19 protein-coding genes and 1 pseudogene are annotated in these 19,102 nt (G+C 40.0%); 3 read left to right on the forward strand and 17 right to left on the reverse strand.

All coding sequences use genetic code 11. From position 1 onward, the window contains the following. Positions 1 to 246 precede the first annotated feature (246 nt). The 4 genes from spoIVA to EDD58_RS14925 all read right to left on the reverse strand — a co-directional run bounded on the left by spoIVA (position 247) and on the right by EDD58_RS14925 (position 3,083). The gene (gene spoIVA, locus EDD58_RS11410) at positions 247 to 1,725 is read right to left on the reverse strand and encodes a stage IV sporulation protein A (RefSeq protein WP_131925705.1); all 1,479 of its coding nucleotides are present in this window, start codon (positions 1,723 to 1,725) and stop codon (positions 247 to 249) included. A gap of 169 nt (positions 1,726 to 1,894) precedes the next feature. Next, the gene (locus EDD58_RS14920) at positions 1,895 to 2,038 is read right to left on the reverse strand and encodes a hypothetical protein (protein WP_165875949.1); all 144 of its coding nucleotides are present in this window, start codon (positions 2,036 to 2,038) and stop codon (positions 1,895 to 1,897) included. Positions 2,039 to 2,192: 154 nt separating this feature from the next. Next, positions 2,193 to 2,867: a hypothetical protein gene (locus EDD58_RS11415; RefSeq protein ID WP_131925707.1), complete on the reverse strand. Its 675-nt coding sequence runs from the start codon at positions 2,865 to 2,867 to the stop codon at positions 2,193 to 2,195. 57 nt (positions 2,868 to 2,924) lie between these two features. Further along, complete coding sequence (locus tag EDD58_RS14925; RefSeq protein WP_165875950.1) at positions 2,925 to 3,083, reverse strand: hypothetical protein; 159 nt, start codon at positions 3,081 to 3,083, stop codon at positions 2,925 to 2,927. 143 nt (positions 3,084 to 3,226) lie between these two features. On the opposite strand from EDD58_RS14925, the gene EDD58_RS11420 reads away from it, so the two are divergent. Further along, on the forward strand, positions 3,227 to 3,871 hold the full coding sequence (locus EDD58_RS11420) for a hypothetical protein (RefSeq protein ID WP_131925709.1): 645 nt from the start codon (positions 3,227 to 3,229) through the stop codon (positions 3,869 to 3,871). A 250-nt stretch (positions 3,872 to 4,121) separates the two neighbouring features. Here EDD58_RS11420 and EDD58_RS11425 read toward each other — a convergent pair whose 3' ends face one another. The 11 genes and pseudogenes from EDD58_RS11425 to EDD58_RS14930 all read right to left on the reverse strand — a co-directional run bounded on the left by EDD58_RS11425 (position 4,122) and on the right by EDD58_RS14930 (position 13,916). Beyond that, on the reverse strand, positions 4,122 to 5,147 hold the full coding sequence (locus tag EDD58_RS11425) for an NAD(P)H-dependent glycerol-3-phosphate dehydrogenase (protein ID WP_131925711.1): 1,026 nt from the start codon (positions 5,145 to 5,147) through the stop codon (positions 4,122 to 4,124). A 5-nt stretch (positions 5,148 to 5,152) separates the two neighbouring features. Further along, positions 5,153 to 5,749, reverse strand: coding sequence for a glycerol-3-phosphate 1-O-acyltransferase PlsY (plsY, locus tag EDD58_RS11430; protein WP_131925713.1), 597 nt, complete (start codon positions 5,747 to 5,749; stop codon positions 5,153 to 5,155). A gap of 22 nt (positions 5,750 to 5,771) precedes the next feature. Beyond that, the gene (gene der / locus EDD58_RS11435) at positions 5,772 to 7,088 is read right to left on the reverse strand and encodes a ribosome biogenesis GTPase Der (protein ID WP_131925715.1); all 1,317 of its coding nucleotides are present in this window, start codon (positions 7,086 to 7,088) and stop codon (positions 5,772 to 5,774) included. 230 nt (positions 7,089 to 7,318) lie between these two features. Further along, on the reverse strand, positions 7,319 to 7,513 hold the full coding sequence (locus EDD58_RS11440) for a capping complex subunit for YIEGIA (protein WP_243648724.1): 195 nt from the start codon (positions 7,511 to 7,513) through the stop codon (positions 7,319 to 7,321). Between the two features lie 12 nt (positions 7,514 to 7,525). Beyond that, a complete protein-coding gene (locus tag EDD58_RS11445) occupies positions 7,526 to 8,410 on the reverse strand; it encodes a YIEGIA family protein (protein WP_131925717.1) in 885 nt (294 codons plus the stop codon). A gap of 4 nt (positions 8,411 to 8,414) precedes the next feature. After that, complete coding sequence (locus EDD58_RS11450) at positions 8,415 to 9,053, reverse strand: hypothetical protein (RefSeq protein WP_131925719.1); 639 nt, start codon at positions 9,051 to 9,053, stop codon at positions 8,415 to 8,417. A gap of 101 nt (positions 9,054 to 9,154) precedes the next feature. Next, complete coding sequence (gene rpsA / locus EDD58_RS11455) at positions 9,155 to 10,306, reverse strand: 30S ribosomal protein S1 (RefSeq protein ID WP_131925721.1); 1,152 nt, start codon at positions 10,304 to 10,306, stop codon at positions 9,155 to 9,157. Between the two features lie 490 nt (positions 10,307 to 10,796). Next, positions 10,797 to 11,465, reverse strand: coding sequence for a (d)CMP kinase (gene cmk / locus EDD58_RS11460; protein ID WP_131925723.1), 669 nt, complete (start codon positions 11,463 to 11,465; stop codon positions 10,797 to 10,799). Between the two features lie 331 nt (positions 11,466 to 11,796). Further along, positions 11,797 to 13,155, reverse strand: coding sequence for a germination protein YpeB (gene ypeB / locus EDD58_RS11465; RefSeq protein WP_131925725.1), 1,359 nt, complete (start codon positions 13,153 to 13,155; stop codon positions 11,797 to 11,799). Positions 13,156 to 13,170: 15 nt separating this feature from the next. After that, positions 13,171 to 13,530, reverse strand: a pseudogene (locus EDD58_RS11470) (cell wall hydrolase); the annotation flags it as partial. Between the two features lie 221 nt (positions 13,531 to 13,751). Then, positions 13,752 to 13,916 (reverse strand): hypothetical protein, encoded by a 165-nt coding sequence (locus EDD58_RS14930; RefSeq protein WP_165875952.1) that lies wholly within the window; start codon positions 13,914 to 13,916, stop codon positions 13,752 to 13,754. Positions 13,917 to 14,118: 202 nt separating this feature from the next. Between EDD58_RS14930 and EDD58_RS11475 the strand changes: the two genes are divergently transcribed. Then, positions 14,119 to 15,090 (forward strand): asparaginase, encoded by a 972-nt coding sequence (locus EDD58_RS11475; RefSeq protein ID WP_131925727.1) that lies wholly within the window; start codon positions 14,119 to 14,121, stop codon positions 15,088 to 15,090. Between the two features lie 265 nt (positions 15,091 to 15,355). Next, the gene (locus tag EDD58_RS11480; protein WP_243648725.1) at positions 15,356 to 16,630 is read left to right on the forward strand and encodes an NCS2 family permease; all 1,275 of its coding nucleotides are present in this window, start codon (positions 15,356 to 15,358) and stop codon (positions 16,628 to 16,630) included. Positions 16,631 to 16,676: 46 nt separating this feature from the next. On the opposite strand, the gene EDD58_RS11485 is transcribed toward EDD58_RS11480, so the two are convergent. Beyond that, on the reverse strand, positions 16,677 to 17,714 hold the full coding sequence (locus tag EDD58_RS11485; protein WP_243648726.1) for a YpdA family putative bacillithiol disulfide reductase: 1,038 nt from the start codon (positions 17,712 to 17,714) through the stop codon (positions 16,677 to 16,679). A 14-nt stretch (positions 17,715 to 17,728) separates the two neighbouring features. Beyond that, positions 17,729 to 19,009, reverse strand: a complete 1,281-nt coding sequence (locus tag EDD58_RS11490; protein ID WP_131925729.1) for a Glu/Leu/Phe/Val family dehydrogenase — start codon at positions 19,007 to 19,009, stop codon at positions 17,729 to 17,731. Positions 19,010 to 19,102: the final 93 nt, after the last annotated feature.

The following is a 19,102-nucleotide window of genomic DNA, read 5'->3' on the forward strand; positions in this document are numbered from 1 at the left end:
TGCGTGGGACAATCCTATACTAATACAGAGATTAGCGAAGTTCAAGAGAATTATTGCATCTTTTCTTCATTTCATACAAAAAAAGCGCAAATAAGCGCTTTTTTTGAACTAAGATCGATTTTTATAACACTAAAAAGGTATTTATTCCATTATTAGGTGTAGATCAGCAAACCATCTATGATCGCTGGTCTACACCTATTTATTTCTATCAAAAAATGGGCACTTACTTAACAGTTTACTGATGTATCATAGAATAATGGCGATGAGCCCACCTGATCCTTCATTGATAATTCGTTCTAGCGTTTCTTGTAGTTTAAAACGAGCATTTTCAGGCATCATTGAGAGTTTGGCCTGAATCCCCTCACGCACGATCTGATTCAGTGATCTTCCAAAGATATCAGATTCCCAGATCTTCAATGGGTCACTTTCAAAGTCTCTCATCAAATAGTTTACTAATTCCTCACTCTGTTTTTCCGAACCAATGATTGGAGCAAACTCTGAGTGAACATTGACCCGAACCATATGGATCGAGGGAGCCGTTGCTTTCAACCGAACTCCGAAGCGTGGTCCTTGCTTGATTAGTTCAGGCTCATCCAGAGACATCTCCTCAAGTGCTGGGGCGGCAACGCCATATCCAGTTGTTTTTACCATTTTTAGAGCTTCTTCTACCTTATCATACTCTCTTTTAGCAATACTAAATTCCTGCATGAGCTCTAAAAGATGGTCTTTTCCTTTAATTTCCACACCAACCACTTCAGTTAATACCTGATCATACAATTCATCAGGAGCGTAAAGATCTATCTCCGCTACACCCTGTCCCATATTCATACCAGATAAGGAAGCTTTCTCGATAAACTCATAATCGTAAAATTGCCCCACCACTCGATCTACATCGCGAAGTCTTTTGATGTCTTTCACTGTTTCCCGTACCGAACTCTCAAACTCTCGACGAAGCCAATGCTCTTCATCTAATACCATAACCCAACCAGGCAAGTTTACATTTACTTCATGGACTGGAAATTCATAAAGCACTTCTCTCATAACACCCAAAATATCTTCTTCACTCATACTAGCTACACTGATCGGAATCACAGGGATATCGTACTTTTCCACCAATTCAGATCTTAATGCTTGTGCTTGTTCACTGTATGGACGAGTCGTGTTAAGAAGAAGAATAAATGGTTTCCCTACTTCCTTCAGCTCACTGACAACCCGCTCTTCAATTTCTTCGTATGATTCACGTGGAATATCAGTAATACTTCCATCTGTTGTCACAACGATTCCTAAAGTAGAATGTTCTTGGATTACCTTACGAGTCCCTACCTCAGCCGCTTCTTGAAACGGAATCGGTTCTTCAAACCAAGGTGTGTTAATCATCCGAGGTCCGTTTTCGTCTTCATAGCCTTTCGCACCTTCGATGGCATAGCCAACACAATCAACTAATCGAATATTGACACTGAGCCCTTCATCCACAGAGAGACTTACTGCTTGATTAGGTACAAATTTCGGCTCAATAGTTGTGATCGTTTTTCCCGCTCCACTATGTGGAAGCTCATCAACAGCTCTCGTACGCTCCGCTTCATCACTAATATTCGGAATAACCACTTGCTCCATAAATCTTTTAATAAATGTTGACTTACCGGTGCGCACCGCACCGACCACACCCAGGTAGATGTCTCCTCCTGTCCGTTCTGCAATATCTTTCAAGATATCTACTTTTTCCACGAAATTCCCTCCTTAAGTCTTCCACATGCTGGATCTGTCGCCGGTGCGAAGGCATCCCCTCCCTCCGGTCCTTCTCCTTGGACACTATAAATATATGAGTCCAACTCTCTAATATGATTCTTCCAGATAAAAAAAAGGAGTCACTCGTAACATCAGCGACTCCTTACAACTACCGTTGACGAGTAAATTCGCGTTCCTTAGCTTTTGAGGAGATCACCTTAGCTCGGAAACCTGTAATCTTGACGGAGCTGGATAGACGACCCAATAAAAAAACTCCTGGGAGCACCACTAGATAAAACCATAAATTCTCCATCGTGATTCCACCCTTTCGACTGGATCCAGAACACATTTTTAACTCATCTTATGTGAAACAGCGGAGGAATATTCGTTTACTTACTTATTACAAGCTCAGTAGTGTCGAGGAGTAATTGAATAAAAAATAATAATTTTATTTAAGTCTTAAGCGCTTACTCTAACTCAAACACAGGTTCTTGATCTTTCAACTTCATTGGAGGTGAAAAAGCAGGAACATAAAAAGAATCTTCACTTAACCAAAAGCGCAAATCCATTTCAGGGGAGATCACTTCTTTACTTTTTTGAACTTTTTTCATCACCTCTGTCCGATAATCGATATAGACTTTCCCTTTTTTATCAATTAACAAGGGTAAGTCTGTAGGCGAATACGGACTTGGAATGGTGACAGGATCCATCTTGATCTTTTCAAAATCAATCGTATAAAGATCTTCATCAATTTTCTCTTTGATTGGGAGGATTTTATTTTTTTGTAGATAAGTCAGTACAACTGGCTGTACCCGTCCGATTTGGTCATTCACCCGTAGATCAAAAAGTCGAACCTTGGGTCCTTTTTCAACATCAGTTAAGACATATATAAAGTAGCCACCTTTTTCAAATGCCGTAGGGGGAATCTCTCCGACATATCCTTGTAAACGGCGAAAATCAACCAAATATTTGGTCGTAAACTTCACCTCGTCCTCCCTATATAGATAAGGAAGCCATCCTTCATTATTCTCTTTATAAACTTTTACTGCTGCCTCCACTCTTTGAATATGATCAGGCAATTGATCCAATTGTTGACGGCGTTCCTCGGGATATAAACACCCTGTAAGAAGTACTACAAACATGAACCATATGAGGGTTGTATGAATCCTTTTCATCCCATACTCTCCCTTTCCTTCAAACTAAGTTAACATACGAAATCCAAAAGCTATACAAATTAAAAAAAGTAAAAAAGCTAGGCTCGTCATCACCGTTCGCACCCATTTTTTTGCTGATTGACGCCCAATCGCAATTAATAAATTAATTAATACTAACAAAAAAAGAATAATCATCATATCCATGTGTCACACCATCCTCAATCATCTATCTGTCATACAGTATAGCAAATCCACATCCGCCTACCAATGTGAGTAGACATCTGTCTAGTCAGAAACTGGTGAGATGCATAGAATAAATGGACATCAGCCTGAATGGAGGAAGCTTAATGAAAACAAAACCACGTAAAGTCGCTTCCAGGAAACGGCCAAACCGAAAACCTCCCAGTCCGACATCATCTGCTTCTTTACCTTCTCCCAAGCCAACTTTACCATTTCAACTATCTTCCCTTAATCTAGCCAAAATATTGAGTGGATTTATGACATTTCGTTCAACAGTCAGGGACTTAAGCACTTCGATCCAAAAAGTGGAGTCCATGATGGATTCAGCGTATCGCATGTTTGAAGTCGCCTCCCAGATCATGCCCCAAACTCGCCAATCAGGTAGACAACAAAACCATCCCTTCCCTACTCGTCCACGCTTTTCAAATCCTTCAGAGCCAGGAAAACCTGATGAGGACGATATTCCGATCATTCGTCTTCCCATGGAAGAAAGACAAGCAGAACCACCCTTTCCATTTCCCAACAGACCACATCCTATGAATCGTAGAGGTCGCCCTGGAGGTGGGGGATTGTCATTTGCATCACTCCTACAAAATATGGATTTGAATCAAATTATGGGGATCGTGCAGTCACCCTTTTTCCAAAAAATGATCGCTAACATTTTACAGCCTAAGGAGACTGCCCAGACATCAAATACCCCTGCACCCTCACCATCAAAAACGGCTAACCGCCCCAGAAGAAAGCGAGCATAAACTCCATGATTCCCAGAGAAACTTGCCGGTTTCGACTGGGTTTTTTATTCCAACAAAAAGACTGCTAACCTTTAAATCGGTCAGCAGTCTTTTGTTGGAGGAGAAGCTTTGGATTTAACCAAGATCCTACTCTTGAGCTAACTGATTCCCTGCCTCGACTCTTACTGCTCAAGATTTTGGATTATGGTAAGTCTACTACAGATTATGAACGGGCAGGAACGGTTGTAACAGGCTAAAAGCCCAATTGTATTTACCATCCTAGTATAATTTCATCCATCTCTGCAGTTCTGCCTCTAGACATCAAATCTTTAACTGCCTGTGCTGGTTCTTTTCCATTAAAAAGTACTTGATACAATTGATCAGTTAAAGGCATTTCCACCTGATAATGTGCCGAAAGTTTATGGGCAGCTTGAGTCGTTTTAATTCCTTCTACCACCATTCCCATGTCAGCCAAAACTTGTTCTAATTTTTTTCCTTGACTGATCATGTGTCCTGCACGCCAATTGCGACTATGGGTGCTTGTACAAGTTACCACCAAATCTCCTACACCAGCCAAACCCACAAAAGAGATGGGATTCGCTCCCATCGCTCGTCCCAAACGTGCAATTTCTGCCAAGCCACGAGTAATTAAAGCTGCTTTAGCATTATCACCTACTTGTAAACCATCAGCCAACCCTGCCGCTAAAGCGATAATATTTTTTAAAGCACCGCCTACTTCTACACCGATTAGATCTGGATTGGTATAAACCCGGAAATATTGGTTAATAAATAGTGCTTGAATTGATTCCGCTGTCTTTTGAAGACCAGAAGCGACTACAACAGTGGTCGGATTTTTTTTGATCACTTCTTCAGCGTGACTTGGACCTGATAAAACAGCAATTCGGCCTGGATCATCAGGGGATAATTCTTCTTCAAGTACTTGTGACAAACGTTTTAAAGTATCCATCTCAAACCCTTTGGAAGCATGGACAATGAGTGCATCTTTTTTTAACCAAGATCGGGCTTGACGAGCAGTCTCTCTCATTGAATGAGAAGGTACCACAAACACAACTACATCTTTTCCTTCAACCGCTTCAGCAAGAGTAGAGGTGGCCACAAGTCCTGCAGGCAATTCAGCGTGAGGAAGATATTTCTGGTTGGTATGATTTTCATTAATTTCTTTCACTACTTCTTCACGACGTGCCCACAATGTCACAGAGAGACCATTCTCCACAAGGACAGAGGCGAGAACTGTTCCCCAACTTCCTGCACCCAGTACTGCAATTTGCTTTTTCATTCACTCTACTCCCTTGAACTGATCTTCCGTTCTTGGCCTTTCACCAAATTGGTAATATTTTGTCTATGCTGATATATAGCTAAAACTGCGATGACAGTGGTTAGCCAAATGATTGAGCTCGATTGGTTCATCAAAAGTAGAATCACGGGGATCGAAATCGTATAAATAAGTGAACCAAGTGATACATATCGCGTCAAAATGATAAATAGGATAGCTAGAATTCCTGAAATCAGAGCCGCATAAAAAAACAATAAAGCTGTTACACCAACTGTGGTGGCAACTCCCTTTCCTCCTCGGAAGCGAAGAAATATAGGCCAATTGTGCCCAACAATTGCAGCAATCCCACAAACCACTAAACCTACTTCTGATGAATTAAACAAAGCACCAATCCCAACTGCACCCATCCCTTTGAATACATCTAAAAAGAAAACAGCGATCCCTGGAACTTTCCCCAAAACTCTAAGCGTATTTGTTGCCCCTGCGTTTCCACTTCCATGACTACGAATATCAATTCCTTTTAAATAGCGGGCAACTAAATAACTAAATGAAATTGAACCTATAAAGTAAGATAAAATGGTTGGCAACACCCATGTCAGGAGCATAACGAACCTCTCCCTATTGAAGTTATGAATTTTTCTTTCTTAATATTAATCGCATTGGCGTTCCAGTAAAAGCAAACGCTTGACGCAATTGATTTTCTAGGTATCTTAGATAACTAAAGTGTGCCAACTCAGGGTCGTTGACAAATAGTACAAAAGTTGGTGGTTTGACAGAAACCTGTGTTCCATATTGAATTTTCAAGCGACGTCCGCGATCCTGTGGTGGAGGCGTTGAAATAATCGCATCCTGAATCACTTGGTTTAATACAGAAGTGGTAATTCTCATCGCATGTTGTTCGGATACTTCTTGAACCATTGGTAAGATTCGGTGGATTCGTTGTTTCGTTTTTGCTGAGACAAATAAGATTGGAGCATAATCCATAAAACGGAATTGATTCCGAAGCTCTTGCTTAAAATGATCCATTGTTTTTTCGTCTTTTTCCACAGCATCCCATTTATTAACGACAAAAATAGCCGCACATCCAGCTTCATGGGCATATCCAGCAATCCGTTTATCTTGTTCTGCAATTCCTCTCTCTCCATCAACAATGATTAAACAGACATCAGAGCGTTCAATAGCTCTTAGCGCTCTCAAAACACTATACTTTTCGATGGATTCATATACTTTTCCTCGTTTACGAATACCGGCTGTATCCACCAACACATATTCCTGTCCCTCATACTTAAATGGGGTGTCGATTGCATCCCGTGTCGTACCAGCTACAGGACTCACGATCACTCTTTCTTCACCCAATAAAGCATTCACAATGGAGGACTTTCCTACATTTGGACGGCCGATTAATGAAACTCGGATCGTATCTTCATCATAAGATTCTTCTTGAGTATCTGGAAAATAGGAAACGACAGCATCTAGCATATCTCCAGTTCCAGTACCATGTATGGAAGAGGTAGGAATTACATATTCAAAACCGAGTTGATAAAACTCAAAAGCATCATTGCTATGCTTAAAGTTATCAATTTTATTAACCATCAGTACTACTGGTTTATTCGAACGATGTAACATCTCAGCTACTTCTTGATCGGTAGGTGTCATCCCATCTCGACCATCTACAACAAATAAAATCACATCCGCCTCTTCAATAGCTAACTCTGCTTGATTGCGGATATGATCCAAAATTTCATCTTGCTCACCAAATTCCAAGCCACCTGTATCGATTAAATGAAATTCCCTTCCATTCCACTCACTCCGGCTATAGATCCTGTCTCTGGTTATACCCGGTTGATCTTCCACAATTGCAATCCGTTCGCCTGCTAGCCGATTAAAAATAGTGGACTTTCCCACATTGGGACGACCCACAATAGCAACTACTGGTAAACTCATATCAAATCCTCACTTTTCAACCAAATCTCTAAAGGTACAAACTGATCCCGAAGCTGATGAGAAAGATCATCCGGTCATTGTTCTTAGTCATGCCGTTCCGATCTGTCCATGAACGCTTCATCACTCTCCGTAATATACAACCTCAAGTTAGTCCTCGTTCTTTAGGTATTGACATCCTTTATCTTATTTGAAATTGGTTGTTTAAGCAACCATAACATTATGACCTGGTATTAATGTCTAACTATAATCATGGTCTGTGGATCTACTTCATGAGCCATACCGTCAAGAATTTTCTCCAACACAAAAGCTTTATGTTGAAATTCTTCCTGATTGTCGGCAATAAAAACAGGAACTCCTCCTTTAATCTGTGTCGGATTCATAGTAATGATTGCCATAATCGCTTTTTGGATTGTTCCATCCCCCATAAACTCACTCCTTTATGAACTTGGGATTTGGGTTGGCTTTCGGATCGCACTTTCTAACACGGGGACATGTTGGATAATATAAATCGCTAGTTGAACATCTTTTTTTTGCGGAAGCAAAAGAATGCCCAATCTCCCATCATTTAAATCCCTTTTAGCGATTGGAACAAGTGCTGGTTCACCAGAATCCCGATAAACTCCTAAAATGGTGGATGCATCATGCAAAATGGCTTGTCGTTGCCCCATATTAGAAATGGTTACTTTCCCACTGGGGTCCTTCGGCTTGATTATAATACCAACCCCATGTTCCATAATCCTTTGCCTATTATCTTCTAAACCTACATTCATGAGATAAATATCATCCACATATAAATTAGGTCCTTGGATCTTTAAAGGAGCTTCATAAACCTCTGCAATTTGTTGAATCATCTTACCTGAGCGAAACCAACGACTCAATGATAACAAGAGGACTCCTAATAAACCTCCTTGCCACCAACTATTAGTCATAATTACAGTCATCGATGTCAAAAAGCTTGTAAAAATAACCAAATAATTTCTACCTTCAAAGACCATTGCAATCCCTTCAATGTAGTTGCTACCTCGTGGAACTAGTTCCATTTGATCTAATCTAGAAAGGGTTTCCCGTTCCATATTGCGCACATCTCGAAATTGTTGTGCTGCTAAAGTCAAAAAAGTAACTGCAGTATAGTCTTTATTCAGTAACGAAGGAACTGCAACAGCACCCAAAGCTGCTGCAATTAATCCCAAGGCGAGGTGAATGACATAACCATGTGGATATGTAGGATATTGACGATAATCGCTTTGTAAAATAGATACTCGATTTAAAAAGCCAATTGTGATCCCGATTATAACGGCCCAAGTGTAGATATGCCAACTCATTCCATCAATCACCTTCTTTCAATCTAAACATTGAGCGGATTCTCTTTCTTTTATAAATCCACTCTCTTAACCAACCAAAAGAATAGTGAGCAACTACGATCCCCATTAAACAAAGCCAAGTAGTATCTACATATTCATCCTTTCCAATGATTAGAGGCTTCAACATTTCACGATGAAAAAACATAACCCAACCATATAAAATCCCTGTTCCTCCTAAGCAAATGAGTAGCTGATCATTTAACCGAGAACTAAAGAGAAAAGAAATTAAACATAATAAACTAAACGTTACAATTCGAAAATAAGAGTTTCCCCAATCAGGATCCAGATGTCGCCACTCGTGTATTAAAAACAACATGGACCCCGTAAATAAACTTATACTGGCTAAGGCTAAGTATCCCCGATTCGGAAACATCTTTAGCAGATAAAAAAACAAGAAAACGCCTGGAAACCAACCCGGTCCAACTTGAATTAAAGAAGAACCTGGAAAAGAAGGAAGAATGATCATAGCCAATGAAATAACAAGAAAACCCAAGATTTGTTTTTTGTCAGCTTGTAAATCAAGTTCCAGTTTAGGTAACCAATCAGTTTGAATAAAGACTAGTAATGTTGTTATACATAACAGAGACAAAATCCCTGGACTCACAATTCTCCCTCCAACACATTTTGTTTAGTTTGCGTAACCTCAGTAGGTTTTAGGCATAAAAAAAACCAGCCATTTCTTGGCTGGTTTTAGATGGTAAAAAATCATTTTAAATTACGTAACTCTGGGTAAACATCACCTAAGGTTACATTAAGACCAGAGTTTGAATTGCTTTGGTCGAATTCTTCAACCTGTTTACGAGCTTCTTCTTGTTCTACTTCTTTGATGCTGAGACTGATCCGCTTTTGTTCAGATTGAATATCGAGAATCTTTACTTGAACTTCTTGACCCTCTTCAAGCTCTTCAGAAGGTGTTCCTACATGACGACGAGCGATTTGAGAAACATGGACTAAGCCTTCTACACCTGGATAAACTTCTACAAACGCTCCAAAAGGTACAAGACGTTTCACAGTACCTTTAACAATGTCACCAACTTTTAGTTGATCAGAAGCTTGATCCCAAGGACCTTTTTGAGTTTCTTTAATACTAAGGCTGATCCGCTCATGGTCAGGGTCTACTTTCAAGACCTTGACAGAAACCTTGTCACCTTCAGCCAAAACTTCTGATGGGTGATCCACACGATTCCAAGCTAATTCGGAGACATGAACTAAACCATCTACTCCACCAATATCGACAAAAGCACCGAAATCAGTTAAGCGTTGAACAGTACCCTCTAACACTTGACCTGCTTCTAAGGAGCGGATCAATTCTTGTTTTTTATCATTCACTTCTTCTTCTAAAACAGCTTTACGAGATAAAATCAACTTGTTTTTCTCAGAATTAATTTCAACCACTTTTAATGTGAGTTCACGACCCTTATAATCTGAGAAATCTTCGACGAAATGAAGCTCTACTAATGAAGCTGGGATAAAGCCACGTACACCCACATCTACAACTAATCCACCTTTAACAACATCAGCGACAGTAGCAGTTAAGGCTTCACCTGTATCAAATTTCTGTTGGAGTTCTTTCCAAGCTTTTTCAGATTCTACTGCTTTCTTGGATACCACTAATTTTTCTTCTTCATCTTTTAAACGTAACACTTGAACAACAATTTCATCTCCAACACTGAGAACATCTGCAACTTGATCTATATGGAGACTTGAAATTTCAGAAATTGGCAAAACAGCATCAAACTTATACCCTACATCGACAAGTGCTTGATTATTATCCACTTTTGTTACTGAGCCTTTGACAACATCTCCCACTGATAATGGGCTTACTTCAGTTAATTCAGATTTCAATTCTTCCGTCATTCCGTACGACCTCCTAAAGCAATCTAATATTACCTTTTCCTATTTTTAAAAAAGACCATGACTGTAAAAGATGTTTTTGAAACTGAGCATCATAGTAATGATTAAAATACCTTATATCATTGTAAAAAATTCCTATATGACTCTATTGTATTCAATCCCCCAGTTCCCCTATATGTATAAATATGAATATAGTGGGAAGGAATGAGCCTATTAGGGGATGATGTCATAGAGTTTTTAGGGGCTTGCTACACGAGATCAACTATAGATCGCTAGTGTGTTGCCAATCAGTGGCGGATCGATTTATTGATAGAGTGGTTGGCACAAATCACCACTGGATAAATATTCCTGAAAATATAAGTACATATTTACCTTTTGAATAAAAACGACTACATCCTAACCCTTGTTTGGACACATGGAATCCGAGTTGGCTCATTGGATTGACATTCGTAAAAAATGGGTAGATGCTAACTCGTGAAGCATATAACATATATTACTCCATTACGCCCATTTGGTGCCGACAAAGTTGGATAATACTTTCCACAACTTGTTCCAATGAGCGATTGGTTGTATCCACTAACACTGCATCTTCCGCTTGTCTAAGTGGAGCATGCACGCGGTTTTGATCATTTTCATCACGATGGCGAATCTCTTCTTGAAGCGTCTTCAAATCAGCTGTTAATCCTTTATGAAGTAATTCTTTGTAACGACGCATCGCTCGCTCTTCAATGGAGGCAGTCAAAAAAATTTTTAGATTTGCCTGTGGTAGCACATGAGTACCAATATCGCGACCATCCATCACTACACTTTGAATTTGCGCAATCTCTTGTTGTTTTTTCACAAGAACTTGTCGCACGCCAACCATCGTGGCAACCGTTGATGCTAGAGTAGATACCTGTGGAGTTCGAATTTCGTCAGTTAATTGTAAATTATTAACCCGAATCCCTTTAGGATCAAGTTCAAAATGGAGTGATTCTGCTAACGCTGTAATTGCTTGTTCGTTATTAATATCTACTCCATCCTGCAATGCTTTCCAAGCGATTGCTCGATACATTGCACCTGTATCTACATAAGTAAATCCGAAAAAGTCTGCTACTTTACGAGCTACGGTGCTTTTACCGGCTCCGGCTGGACCATCAATTGCAACTGAAAACTGTTTCATTGATCTGACAAACCCTTCCACATCGGGATGAAAAATGAATCGAGCAGGCCGTGCCTGCTCGATCGGGGATGAACTTTATTCGATTAACTCGATAGCAAAGTACAATCCTTATCGAAAATCTCGACCATCATCCATCAGTGATCTGTAGCCACTATGTATTCCTTTTGTTATTTCCTTCACACCGATCGGCATGAAATTTTACAACCTGAAGCTAAAGTCCAAGTTGAAAATTTAACCTGTTTAAAGAATAGCATAATTTCGCCACAGTTGCAATGGAAACAATTTATTGAGCCGGGTGTTATTATACCGGCTCAACAATTATTTAAAAATTTTATGCTTGATCTATATCAGCCTTCTTAACTTTCTCAATGAACTCTTCATTCCCTGTATCGGCATTAATAAAGATCCGATACTGTTCACTACCTTTTTCACCTGGAATTCTTCCTAGAAATTCGTAACAGAGAACCTCTTTTCCCTCATCATTATAGATGACAGCCAAATTATCCTTTTGTAAATCTAACCGTGGACTTATTTCTTTTTTGGCTTGTGCTAAGCTCAACTTGGGTTTAGATAACGGGAGCTTAATTTTATTGAAAACATATTCATCCGCTTGTAAACCCGTAATTTCTCCATTATCTAAAGCAACCTTTACAGTAGCCGCCTCTGGATAGATATAAACTCCACTTTGACGATGAACAAAGTTAATTGTGGCTAAATTCCCTGTTTCGTCATACGAGATGGGAACCATATCTTTATATTGAATTCTTTCAAGAAACTTCGTTGCATAGCCCTGAGCCTGATCAATAGATAAGCGCTTTTCTTTAACAGGTCGATCATAAAGCATCCAGACCATGTATCCACCTTGACTGGTTAAATCAGCATAGACTTCTGTTTTGTTCTTCCCTTCATAACGAACACTATAGGTTTGATAGTCCCCTTTTTTGTTTAAGACGACAGTCATCCCTTTGGTCGATTTTTGATCTAATGCTTTAGCCACCTTCTGTTTTGCTTGTTCTTTGGTAATCAGGGGAGCTGTCAGTTTTTTAAATTTCTCTTTTTCACGAACTTGCTTATAATTAACAGTTGGACCCCAATCGACTTCTGAATACTCTTCCACCATTCGATTCACTTTTTTAAATCCATCAATAATGGTGTTATCCATTTTTTTATCTTCAGTGGCAAGAGCCAATTCTACATCCATCCAGCGTAAATTTTTATCTAACACTTTTCTCTGCATAGATTGTAGGTCATTCCGAATTTCTTGGGATCGATTATACAAGGTTTGTAACGTTTTCCACTCTTGTTCTGTAAGAGGCTTTTTATCTAAGTCTCTAACCCCCACTGTATATGCAAACCGTCCAATATTGTTCACAAATTGCTCCGTCTTATCAAAAGGCATAAGTGTTAACGGAAGTTGTCCTAAGTCATTTTGTGCTACATAGGCAAGTCTCCATATGTTAGTCATAGAGGTTGACATCTGTCTACGTGTGTTAAGGGCCAGCGACTTTCCCATTTCATCAGAAAGTTTGTCCATATGATCATTTAACTCATGAAAAGCACGCTGGTATTGATTTTCTGCCTTAATCAGAATTGAGTTCTTATCTTGATTCTCTTGATATCCCCATGCACCTGCTGCAATTAAACCGATTAAGGTGATGGGAAACAAGATGGCAGCCACTTTCTGATACATGGCTTCACCACTCCTTTAGTCGCAAAAAATGTGTTTTCCGATTTTCTTTCGTTGTGGTCGTGTCCAAATCCATTTGGAAGTAGCTGTGTCTGGATTAAAGTAATAAAGTGCTCCTGCAGTAGGATCCCACCCGTTGATCGCATCCCTAACAGCTTTTTTAGCTGTTTCATTGGGAGTAAGCCAAATCTGTCCATCTGCAACTGCTGTAAAAGCTCCAGGTTGAAAGACGACTCCTGACACCGTGTTCGGAAAGCGATCCGCACTGATCCGATTTAAGATGACAGCAGCAACAGCTACTTGGCCGATATACGGTTCCCCTCTAGACTCTCCATATACCGCATTTGCGAGTATCCGAATATCATTTTCCGAAAAGCCCTTGCTACTTTTCCCCGCATTGGAGGCATTAGTGATATTAGGATCACCGACGGTAGCAAGAGTAACGCAAATAAATAAAACTATAGCCCAAAGCCGCTTTCTTTTAAGCGCATTCATATCCTAGCCGCCTCCATTGATTAGTTCGTTTCAATGAGTAGTCTAAACGTAGTCTAGGAGATTTATGCAACAGATTCTTAGCCTTCAATTCCATTCATAAGCGTTTATAAATGTTCATTATAAATTTCAAAATCGGATTCATTGTCACAAAGACAACGTTTAAAACCAGTCTCCACTCGTCCTTTGCGGAGTCTTCCTTTTAACATGAATTTTTCTCCACATTGATTACATTGAATTTTAACTAGGTAACGGTTGTGTTCTTTTAACATGTGAATGATGCACCCCTAAGAAATTATTAGATCTATTATTGACACACATACCAACCTTCCATACGATAGATTTTGTTATGTCAAAAATGAATGTCTTTGTTTAACCAATAAAGAATTAATAATTGAAGCAACCTATTGCTAATCAAAAAGGATCAAACAAGAAAGGTGGAAGCGCTCCCATTTGAGTAATAGCGCGAAATAGATGAAAAAAATCCTTGTTATCACTACAGGTGGAACAATCGCGATGGCAGAAAATGAAGATTCACAAGGAGTAAAACCCCAAGATCCTACTTCACTTCAAACAGTACTTCCTCTGTTATCACGATATGCCGAAGTTGAAATGGAACATTTATTCAATATCCCAAGTCCACATATGACTCCTCAACACATGTACACCCTTGCCACTGAAGTTAACAAGCGATTACAGCAACCTGACATCAGTGGAGTGGTCGTCACACATGGAACCGATACATTGGAAGAAACTGCTTACTTCCTCAATTTGGTGATCGACCCACCCAAGACGGTTGTTGTGACAGGTGCAATGAGAAGTCAAAATGAACTCGGCTCAGATGGTCCCTATAATCTAGTCAATGCAGTTCGAGTTGCAACCCATTCGAAAGCTAGAGGTCATGGAACTTTAGTTGTATTTAATGACGAAATTCATGCCGCCAAAACAGTAACCAAAACACATACAAGTAGTGTGGCTACTTTTCAATCACCTTCCTTGGGTCCGATTGGATTTGTCACCAAAAAAGAGATTTTCTTTCAACATCATCTCAAACGAGAACCCACTCTTCCGCTTCAACCTCCTACAGCAAACGTTTCTTTGATCAAAACAGTTGCCGGAATGGATGATCAAATGATTCAGTGGGCTCTTAAGCAAAATGCAGATGGAATCGTCATTGAAGCGTTTGGACAGGGAAATGTACCTCCTGCGATGTTACCAGGAATTCGCCAAGCCTTAGCAAATGAAGTTCCCATTGTTCTTGTATCTCGTTGCTTTAATGGAATTGTACAAGATACGTATGAATACGAAGGTGGAGGCAAAACATTAAAAGAGATGGGTTTGATTTTTTCAAATGGAATTAATGGCCCTAAAGCAAGAATCAAGCTGATCCTTGCTTTAAACAAAACAAAAAACTTTGCCCAATTACAAAGCTATTTCCAACAGTAGTCTCCTTGCTAAATAACTCGACTTGAGCAAAACTACGTAAAGCAATCAGAATTTTTTTCCGACCCCATTCACCAAAGGGGAGATGTCTCTCAGCAAACGACTCTTGCGAACCCTACAAGAGTGAGGCAGAGAAACAACGCTCCGACGGAATTCGGATCCATATGTGCCTAAAATTGCTCATATATATAAAGTGAGATAAAATATGGGATGGCCTTGTTTTAAAGGTGGGCGGGAGAGGGTTTTATAAAAATAAGAGGATCTGTTCGTGAATATTTTTGAGTCTCTGTTTCAACTCAAACACCACCAAACCAATGTAAAACGGGAGTTGTTAGCCGGTTTAACCACATATGTGACTGTCGTTTATATTCTGATTGTCAATGGTTATATCATCGCTGATAGTGGAATTCCCTTACAAGCAGCCATTTTAGCCACTGCTTTTACATCAGTGATTGGTTGTGTCTTAATGGGATTTTGGGCTAATGCACCTGTCATCTTGGTTCCTGGAATGGGAGTTAATGCCTTTTTCACATATACCATCGTTCATAAAATGGGATTGACTTGGCAAGAAGCTCTCGCTGTCGTCGCCATCTCCGGATTGATGTTTATGTTGATTGCGTTTACCCGTTTAAGTAAAAGGATTGTAACTTCTATTCCTGATTCTCTGAGGAAAAGTATCACCGTTGGAATCGGACTCCTCATTACTTTTATTGGTTTGCAAAAAGGTGGTCTGGTTCAAGCCAGTAAAGAAACATTTGTCACAATGGGTGATCTCCATCAACCAGTTGTTGCTCTTACCTTAGGGAGCTTGCTGCTCACTATAGTTCTCTATGCTCGAAATGTAAAAGGAAGCTTCCTAATCAGCTTATTAATAACCACAATAGTAGCTGTACTAATGGGGATTCGTCCAAGTTCAACAACAGTACAATCCCTTTCTTTGGATCAGTATTTAACAGTAGTTGGGTCGCTTTCTTTTTCCAAAATGACTTCACTACCTTTTTGGATGGCCACATTCATTCTAACCATGATCTTGGTATTCGAAAACGTGGGACTCTTACAAGGTCTTTTGAAAGATAAAAAACAGTTTCCTGCTGCTTTTCAAGCTAACGCCTTATCAGCTTTTAGTGCGGGCTTACTTGGAACAAGTCCTACTGTGTGTGCAGTAGAAAGTGCTACAGGAATCGCAGCGGGTGGGAGAACAGGGTTAACGCCTTTCACAACTGGATTTTTACTTCTAGGGTCCGTCTTTCTGATCCCTTTCATTCAGTGGATCCCAGACAGTGCCATTGCCTCCATCTTAGTAATCGTTGGCGGTCTAATGATTGGTGGAGTCAAGGACATCCCTTTTAATGACCTAACCGAAGGCATTCCAGCCTTTTTTACCATTGCTTTAATTCCATTCACTTATAGTATTCCTGATGGAATCGCACTAGGTTTTATCACATATGCCATTTTAAAAATCACTACGGGGAAATGGAGACAACTGACTCCATCATTCTATCTCATCACCAGCTTATTTGTGATCCAGCTCATCTTTTCATAGCATCTAACAAGAACACCACCTCGAATCTAATCGGGGTGGTGTTCCACTAATGATTGATTTGTTGTTTTCGCTTCACATCTGCCACTATCTTTTCTCCATGATATCGACCGTTTTCAATGAAAATTTTAGTCGAATCATGACCACTAGCAACAACTCCAGCCAAATACAAACCAGAAATAGTCGTTTCCATGGACTCAGTGAGGAGAGGAACCCCTAATTTTTCATCTATTTGAGCCCCTACTTGTTTCACAAGCTCAAGGCTTGGACGATAACCGGTCATAGCGAAAACTACATCTGCGGGAACCTCTATAATCTCATTCCCTTGCTTGATAACCACATGTTCTTCCTGAATTTCTAACACATGAGCACTCCAGTACATGTGAATCCGTTCTTTTTCAATGGCACTCTCAATAACTGGCTTTACCCAAGCTTTCACACTGGGATGAAAAGCTTGTTGGCGGTATACCATCGTGACATCTGCCCCAACTTGTTGCAAATCTAAAGCTACATCGATGGCAGAGTTTCTCCCTCCGATCACAACCACTCGTTGGTCGGCATAAGGATGAGCATCGTGAAAATAGTGATAGACATGAGGCAAATCCTCACCGGGAACGTTCATCCAATGGGGTTGATCATAATACCCGGTAGCGATCACAACATGACGAGCAATTATCTCTTGTTCACCCATTCGATTCTTGGTACTTAGGCGAAAGCCATCAGTTATTTTTTCTAATCGGGTAACTTGTTCATACGTACGAATTCTTAATCGGTGTAGCCTCGCTACAGTCCGGTAATAATTTAAAGCTTCATGTCGAGATGGTTTATCATGGATCGATATAAAAGGAACTCCACCAATTTCTAAGTTATCAGGTGTACTAAAAAAATGCATTGATAAAGGATAATGATAGATGGAATTAACTAGACAACCTTTTTCAATGATCAATGGCTGAAATCCTTGTTTCTTACACTCGATCGCTGTAGAGATGCCACAAGGACCTGCCCCGATAATCACAACCTCTTCCAATGCTTCATCCCTCCCCTGAACAAGAAAAACCCCCAAAAAGGGGAGTTTCTCTTGTTTCAACTTCTATTATTTATCTATACCCATCCGCGGAATCGTGATGCTTCAGCCATTTTTCTAACACCGACCATATAAGCAGCCAAGCGCATATCCACATTACGATTTTGCGAAGTTTCGTAGACATTTTCAAATGCACGAACCATGGTTTCTTCTAATTTGGTTTCCACTTCTTCTTCAGACCAGTAGTAACCTTGGTTGTTTTGAACCCATTCAAAATAAGAGACAGTCACTCCACCGGCACTTGCTAATACGTCAGGAACAAGTAGAATTCCACGATCGTTAATAATCTGGGTTGCTTCTAATGTAGTTGGTCCATTAGCCGCTTCCACAAGAATACTAGCTTTAATGTTATGAGCATTTTCAGCGGTGATTTGGTTTTGTACCGCAGCAGGAACAAGAATGTCACAGTCAAGTTCCAAAAGCTCTTTATTCGTAATTGTATTTTCAAACATCGTCGTAACCGTTCCAAAAGAATCACGACGATCTAGGAGATACTCAATATCAAGACCATCTGGATCATGAAGAGCACCATAAGCATCAGAAATTCCGATTACTTTCGCCCCGGCATCATGCATAAATTTAGCTAAGAAGCTACCCGCATTACCAAATCCTTGAATAACTACACGAGCACCTTGTAGATCAATTCCACGCTTCTTGGCTGCTTCACGAATCATCAGGGTAACCCCTTTAGCCGTAGCTGTTTCACGACCACGAGAACCCCCAAGCACAAGTGGTTTACCTGTAATAAATCCTGGGGAGTCAAATTCGCGAATATGACTATATTCATCCATCATCCATGCCATAATCTGTGAGTTTGTAAACACGTCCGGTGCAGGAATATCTTTTGAAGGTCCTACTACTTGACTAATGGCACGAACATAACCACGGGAGAGACCCTCCAACTCACGGAAAGACATCTTACGTGGATCACAGATGATTCCACCTTTACCCCCACCATAGGGAAGATCCACAATACCAGCTTTCAGACTCATCCAAATTGATAGCGCTTTCACTTCTAATTCATTAACTTCAGGGTGGAATCGTACACCACCTTTAGTTGGACCAACAGCATCGTTATGTTGCGCACGATAACCAGTAAACACTTGTACAGATCCATCGTCCATTCGAACAGGAATCCGAACGGATAGAACTCGCATAGGCTCTTTAAGCAACTCATATACAGGGTCTGGATAGCCTAACTTTTCTAAAGCTTTCTTAATGACCTTTTGCGTTGAAACAAGCACATCCATATTTTCATGTTCTGGTTGTTGACTTGTTACAACCGACTGTTGTACCATCTTGGCTCACCTCAAGGAATAATCATTACCATAAATAAAGACCTTAAAACAACTATCAGTATACAGAATATCATATTAAAAGTTAACTGTTTA

The organism is Hazenella coriacea (genome assembly GCF_004341825.1).
GTDB classification, from domain to species: domain Bacteria; phylum Bacillota; class Bacilli; order Thermoactinomycetales; family Thermoactinomycetaceae; genus Hazenella; species Hazenella coriacea.

Coding starts and splice junctions, on each gene's coding strand:
- EDD58_RS14920 (WP_165875949.1), bottom strand. CDS start 2,038: ATGGAGAATTTATGGTTTTATCTAGTGGTGCTCCCAGGAGTTTTTTTA.
- EDD58_RS11415 (WP_131925707.1), bottom strand. CDS start 2,867: ATGTTTGTAGTACTTCTTACAGGGTGTTTATATCCCGAGGAACGCCGT.
- EDD58_RS14925 (WP_165875950.1), bottom strand. CDS start 3,083: ATGGATATGATGATTATTCTTTTTTTGTTAGTATTAATTAATTTATTA.
- EDD58_RS11420 (WP_131925709.1), top strand. CDS start 3,227: ATGAAAACAAAACCACGTAAAGTCGCTTCCAGGAAACGGCCAAACCGA.
- EDD58_RS11425 (WP_131925711.1), bottom strand. CDS start 5,147: ATGAAAAAGCAAATTGCAGTACTGGGTGCAGGAAGTTGGGGAACAGTT.
- plsY (WP_131925713.1), bottom strand. CDS start 5,749: ATGCTCCTGACATGGGTGTTGCCAACCATTTTATCTTACTTTATAGGT.
- der (WP_131925715.1), bottom strand. CDS start 7,088: ATGAGTTTACCAGTAGTTGCTATTGTGGGTCGTCCCAATGTGGGAAAG.
- EDD58_RS11440 (WP_243648724.1), bottom strand. CDS start 7,513: ATGGGGGATGGAACAATCCAAAAAGCGATTATGGCAATCATTACTATG.
- EDD58_RS11445 (WP_131925717.1), bottom strand. CDS start 8,410: ATGAGTTGGCATATCTACACTTGGGCCGTTATAATCGGGATCACAATT.
- rpsA (WP_131925721.1), bottom strand. CDS start 10,306: ATGACGGAAGAATTGAAATCTGAATTAACTGAAGTAAGCCCATTATCA.
- cmk (WP_131925723.1), bottom strand. CDS start 11,465: ATGAAACAGTTTTCAGTTGCAATTGATGGTCCAGCCGGAGCCGGTAAA.
- ypeB (WP_131925725.1), bottom strand. CDS start 13,155: ATGTATCAGAAAGTGGCTGCCATCTTGTTTCCCATCACCTTAATCGGT.
- EDD58_RS14930 (WP_165875952.1), bottom strand. CDS start 13,916: ATGTTAAAAGAACACAACCGTTACCTAGTTAAAATTCAATGTAATCAA.
- EDD58_RS11475 (WP_131925727.1), top strand. CDS start 14,119: ATGAAAAAAATCCTTGTTATCACTACAGGTGGAACAATCGCGATGGCA.
- EDD58_RS11490 (WP_131925729.1), bottom strand. CDS start 19,009: ATGGTACAACAGTCGGTTGTAACAAGTCAACAACCAGAACATGAAAAT.